This window comes from Arhodomonas sp. KWT (genome assembly GCF_010993615.1).
Genome location: NZ_WNXE01000163.1, coordinates 1 through 5,271 on the forward strand (window position 1 = coordinate 1; position 5,271 = coordinate 5,271).

Genomic DNA, 5,271 nt, shown 5'->3' on the forward strand with positions numbered 1-5,271 from the left:
GCCGGCACTGCTGGAGGCGGGCGGCCTGGAGCCGTACCTGGAACGGATGCATCCGGGATTCGTGCCGTCGGCCCGCCGGGCCGTGGTCTCGCAGTGGAGCAAGTTCTACTTCGCGCGGCTGATCCTGCCGGTGGCCACGGCGGCGGTCCAGGGCTGGCGGGTGCCGGTGCCGCCGGAGCCCGTCGGCGTCGCCGTCGGCACCGGGGGCGATGTGCAGGCGTTCCACCTGCCGGGCCCCGGTGGGCCGTTCGAGGCCACTCCGGACGGCCCGTTCGAGCGCTTCGCTCACCTGCTCGACGATCACCTGAGCCCTGTCGTCACAGCCCTTGCCCGCCACGAGCGCCTCTCGGCGCGGGTGCTCTGGAGCAACGCGGGCAACTACCTGGAATTCGTCATCGGGCGCCTGGCGGAGGCCGGGTTGTCGCCGGGCGGCGTCGACGACGCGTATGCGCTGCTTGCCGCGTCCCGCCGGCCGGACGGAACCCGTAATCCCCTTCATCAGCCCGTGCGCTACCTTGATGTGCCGGACGGCGAGGGTGGGCGCCGCTCCTGGCGGCAGCGGCGCATGTGCTGCATCCGCGACCTGCTCCCGGAGTACGGGCTGTGCGGCAACTGTCCCCGGCTGGCGGCGCCGCCGCCCGGGGAGTGAGCGGCACCCGGGTGGAGGTATGGAATGAAAAGCATTATCATTCATAAAATGAAGTGCCCAGAGGTACCTCTGCGCACGCCCTGACGACCCAGCCGGGGGGAACCCTTATGGCCGATACCGTCACTGCTGCCGTGGCGGCCGAGCAACCCGCTCCGGGACAGCGCCTGACCGTCGCCGACCTGACTGCCTATGAGCATCGTTACAACCTGAGTCACCGGGTCTCCGGCGAGGGGCACGTGCCGCCGGACCAGACAGTGGCGGAGGGCCGTGTGGCCGAGCGCCAGCCCTGGCGGGGGCTGCAGATGGTGGGCTCCGATCTGTTCGTGCGCCGTACCTATGAAGCCCACGCCCGCCCGGAGGCGCCGGCGCACGTGTCGATCATCGTGCTCCTGGAGGGCCGCGCCGAACTGGCGCTCGGCGCGAGCCGGCACACCCTCACCGCCGGTGACGGGCTGCTCCTCGCCTATGACCGCAACCAGTCGCTGCGGGCGCGTCACCCGGCAGACCAGCGGGTGCGGGCGGTGAACCTCACCCTGCTCAGGGATTCCCTGGAGAATGACCCACGCCTCGCCGGCAGCGTGGATCCGCTGTTCCGGTCCCGCGGCGGCGGGCTGTGGCCGGTGTCGGTGCCTTACGGGCTGCGGCTGTCGCTGGCGGAGTGGATCGCCAGCGCGCCCGCCGCGCCGGCACTGCCCCTGATGGCCGAGGGGCTCGCCCTGCAGCTCGTCGCCCAGGGGCTCGCCGGGCGCGGGCAGGCCCTCCCGGGCCCGGTGCCGGCACCCCGTGGCCGCGACTGGCGGCTGCTCGAGCGCGTGCGCGAGTACCTCGACGAGTACCCGGGCGAGCCCCACACCCTCAAGGCGCTGGCGGGACTGGCCTGCATGAGCCCCAGCACCCTGCGCGCGAAGTTCCGCCGTGCCTACGGGCGCTCGGTGTTCGACTACCTCCGCGAGCGCCGGCTGGAGCAGGCGCACCGGGCGCTGCGCGACGGACTGAGCGTCCAGCAGGCGGCCAACCGTGCCGGCTACCGTCATGCCACGAACTTTGCCACGGCCTTCCGTCAGCGCTATGGGCTGACGCCCAGCGCTGTGCGGTGACGCCCGTATCGGGCGGGCAGGCCTGCCATCCCGCATAGCCTTTGCGGCGCGACCCAAAGGCATGACTGCGCTTGAAAAGGAATAATTCTCACTAGCGCTAATGCCTTTGGACGATAAGCGAGGAGTTGATATGCAGATCTCCCGATCGGCCCGGCGGGGAACGGCCTGGCTACTCGGCGTATCGCTGCTGCCGCTGGCGGCGGCGGCCCAGCAGGGCACGGACGACGTTCAGCAGGGCGCCGATGACACCCAGCTGGTTCTGCCCATTACCGTGACCGGCGAGGCGGCGACAAAGACGGAGACGCCGTTCATCGAGACGCCCCAGGCGGTGTCGCTGATCACCCGCGAGGACATCGAGGAGAAGGCCGCCGACAGCGTGCAGCGCGCCGCCAACTATACCCCCGGTGTGTTCACCAACCAGATCGGCGCGTCCGGCCGCTACGATTATCTGGTGCTGCGCGGCTTCGCCGACGGCAGCATCAACAACACGTTCCTCGACGGCCTCAAGATCATGGGGGACAGCGGTTCCTACAGCTCGATGAGCATCGACCCGTATTTCCTGCAGGACATCGAGGTGGTCAAGGGACCCGCCGCCGTGCTGTACGGCCGCTCCTCCCCCGGCGGGATCGTGGCGCTGAGCAGCAAGCGGCCCGAGTTCGAGCGCAGCGGCGAGGTGCGTTTCCGCGTCGGCAACAACGATCAGCGCAGTGCGGCGTTCGACCTGACCGGCCCGGCCGGCGAGGACGTCGCCTACCGGCTGACCGGCCTCGGCAGCGCCGAGGATACCCAGTTCGGCCCCGTCGAGCAGGAGCGCTATGCCTTCGCGCCGTCGCTGACGTGGGACATCTCCCCGGACACCGATCTAACCCTTCTGGGCTTCTTCCAGAAGGACCCGGAGGGAGGGTACCACTCCGGCCTGCCCTACGAGGGGACCGTCGATGATCATGCCGGCATCAGTCTCGATAACACCTTCTACGAGGGCGAGCCTGATTACGACGAGTTCGAGCGCACCCAGCGTATGTTCGGCTATGAGTTCGAGCATGCGTTCAACGAGCGCTGGGAATTCCGCCAGAAGGTCCGCTACCTGAACTCCGACGTCAGCCTGGACCAGGTCGCCGCGACGGGCTGGATCTCCGACACTGAGCTCGGTCGTTATTACTACGGCGCCGAGGAGGACCTGTCCGCCTGGACGATGGACAACCAGCTCACCGCCGAGCTGGACAGCGGCCCGGTCGAGCACACCGTACTGGTCGGCGTGGATTACCAGCACCGGGACAACGACGTCCTCTGGACGCAGGGCAGCGTGGCGAGCCTGGACGTCACCGACCCGCAGTACGGCAACGACGTCACGCTCACCTATGCGGCCCGCCATGACCGGGAGCTCCGCCAGACCGGCGCCTACCTCCAGGACCAGATGGCGGTTGGCAACTGGCGTTTCGTCGTCGGCGGCCGCCACGACTGGGTCGATATCGAGAACACCAACAAGACCGCGGGTACCACCAGCGAGCTGGACGACACCCAGTTCAGCGGCCGCGCCGGCGCACTCTATCTCTTTGACAACGGTGTCTCGCCGTACCTGAGCTACTCCACCTCTTTCTCGCCCAACGCGACCACCGATCAGGACGGCGATCTGCTGGAGCCCACCGAGGGCGAGCAGGTGGAGGCGGGGCTGAAGTACCAGCCGCCGGGCACCAGCGACCGCTACAGTGTCTCGGTCTTCCATATCACCCAGGAAAACGTCTCCACCAAGGACCCGGACGAGACCTTCTACCGCGCGGTCGGCGAGATCCGCTCCCAGGGCGTGGAGCTCGAGGTGCGCAGCCGCCTCACCGAGAACCTGTCCGTGCAGGGGGGCTATACCTACACCGACGTCACCTACGAGGAGACCGAGGACGGCACCGAGGGCAACGCCGCCAATCAGGTGCCGGAGCACGAGGTGTCGCTGTGGGGGAACTACACGTTCCACGAGGGCGCGCTCGCCGGTCTGCGTTCCGGCGTCGGCGTGCGCTACAGCGCCGATATCCAGGCGGATGAGGAGAACACCGAGAAGGTGCCGGACTACGCTGTGGTCGATGCCATGCTCGGTTACGATTTCTCCCGAGTCGGCATCGACGGCATGAGTGCGCAGCTCAACGTCTCCAACCTCTTCGATCGGGAGTACATCGCCTCCTGCTACGACCTCAACTATTGCTACTACGGTCGCGAGCGGACCGTCCGGGCGACGCTCACCTACCGCTTCTAGCGCGCCTGGCGGCAGGCGCGGAGGTGGCGTGTCCGCACGCCACCTCCGCGCGGCCCGTGTCGCGGGGATCAATGCGCGGTTGAGTTTGATAATGATTCCCATTATTCGTACTCTATAGCCCTTCTCTTGCCACGGCTGGATCGGAGGTCGTCATGTCGCCGCAAACTGCCTCACCGGGGCTGTTCACGCTCGTGGAGGCCGGTGGGCCCGTGCTCTGGGTGCTGGGCGTGCTGTCGGTTGTGGCCCTCGCCCTGATTGCGGGCAAATGTCTGCAGTTCGTGAGTGCCGGGCTGGGGCGGTTCCGCGAGGTGGAGGCAGCGCTCACCGCCTGGCGCGGACAGGCGCGGCGTGAGGCACTTGAGACCGTCGCCTCGAGCGCCGAGCCGGCAGCGCCGGTGGTGGCCGTGGCGATGCGCGGCACGCGGGATCCGTCGGTGAACGATGAGCAGGTGCGCGAGGAGGTGGTCCGCCAGTCTGTCGCGCTGATCCAGCGCCTGCGCAGCGGGCTGACACCGCTGGAGCTGATCGCCCAGCTCAGTCCGCTGCTGGGGCTGCTGGGCACGGTCCTCGGTATGATCGCCGCCTTCCAGCAGCTCTCCGCCGCTGGCAGCCAGCCGGACCCGTCGGTGCTCTCCGGTGGCATCTGGCAGGCGCTTTTGACCACCGCCGCCGGCCTCATCGTCGCCATTCCGGCATTGTTCGCCCACGCGTGGCTGGATGCCCGGGTGGAGCGTTTCCGAACGCGGCTGGAGGACGCGGTGACCCGGGTGTTCACCCATGCCGCCGCGCCGGCCGATCAGGGTGCCGGTGCCGCCACGGCGGCGCCGGCGGCCGTGGCGGAGGCCGGCGACAGGGCCGCCAATGCGTATTGAGCCGCCGGGCCGGCGGCGGCATGCGCCGAGCCTTACACCGCTCATTGACGTCGTGTTCATCCTGCTGGTGTTCTTCATGCTCGTCTCGCGCCTCGTCGACTGGGGGCGCGTGGACGTCACGGTCAGCGGCGGCGGCAGCGGGGGCGAGAGCGACGTGCGTACCGCGATCGTGCGGGTATTGCCTGACGGCGCGACCCTCGACGGCAGCCGTTACGAGGGGCTGGATGCCCTGGCGGGCGCGGTCCGGGGGGCGAATGCGCCGGCCACTGTCTATCTCGATCCCGCCCCGGAGACGCGGTTGCAGCGGCTCGTGAGTGTTCTGGAGGGACTGCGCGCCCGCGGCGTGGAGGGTGTGCGCCTCCTCGACGACGACGGGGGGCGGTGAATGCAGCTCCCGCGGCCCTCGCCGCG

5 protein-coding genes are annotated in these 5,271 nt (G+C 69.1%); all 5 read left to right on the forward strand.

Translation table 11 applies throughout. The features are described 5' to 3' along the window. Positions 1 to 649, forward strand: a 649-nt coding sequence (fhuF, locus tag G7A99_RS15705; protein ID WP_163141826.1) for a siderophore-iron reductase FhuF, incomplete at its 5' end; no start/stop codon positions are given. A gap of 107 nt (positions 650 to 756) precedes the next feature. After that, positions 757 to 1,746: an AraC family transcriptional regulator gene (locus G7A99_RS15710; protein ID WP_018719161.1), complete on the forward strand. Its 990-nt coding sequence runs from the start codon at positions 757 to 759 to the stop codon at positions 1,744 to 1,746. Between the two features lie 130 nt (positions 1,747 to 1,876). Further along, positions 1,877 to 3,988 carry a TonB-dependent siderophore receptor gene (locus G7A99_RS15715; protein WP_163141829.1) on the forward strand — a complete coding sequence of 704 codons (2,112 nt, stop codon included), beginning with the start codon at positions 1,877 to 1,879 and terminating at the stop codon, positions 3,986 to 3,988. A 152-nt stretch (positions 3,989 to 4,140) separates the two neighbouring features. Then, positions 4,141 to 4,860, forward strand: a complete 720-nt coding sequence (locus G7A99_RS15720; protein ID WP_163141832.1) for a MotA/TolQ/ExbB proton channel family protein — start codon at positions 4,141 to 4,143, stop codon at positions 4,858 to 4,860. Next, positions 4,850 to 5,245, forward strand: a complete 396-nt coding sequence (locus G7A99_RS15725; protein WP_163141835.1) for a biopolymer transporter ExbD — start codon at positions 4,850 to 4,852, stop codon at positions 5,243 to 5,245. The genes G7A99_RS15720 and G7A99_RS15725 overlap by 11 nt, the downstream gene beginning before the upstream one ends. Positions 5,246 to 5,271 lie beyond the last annotated feature (26 nt).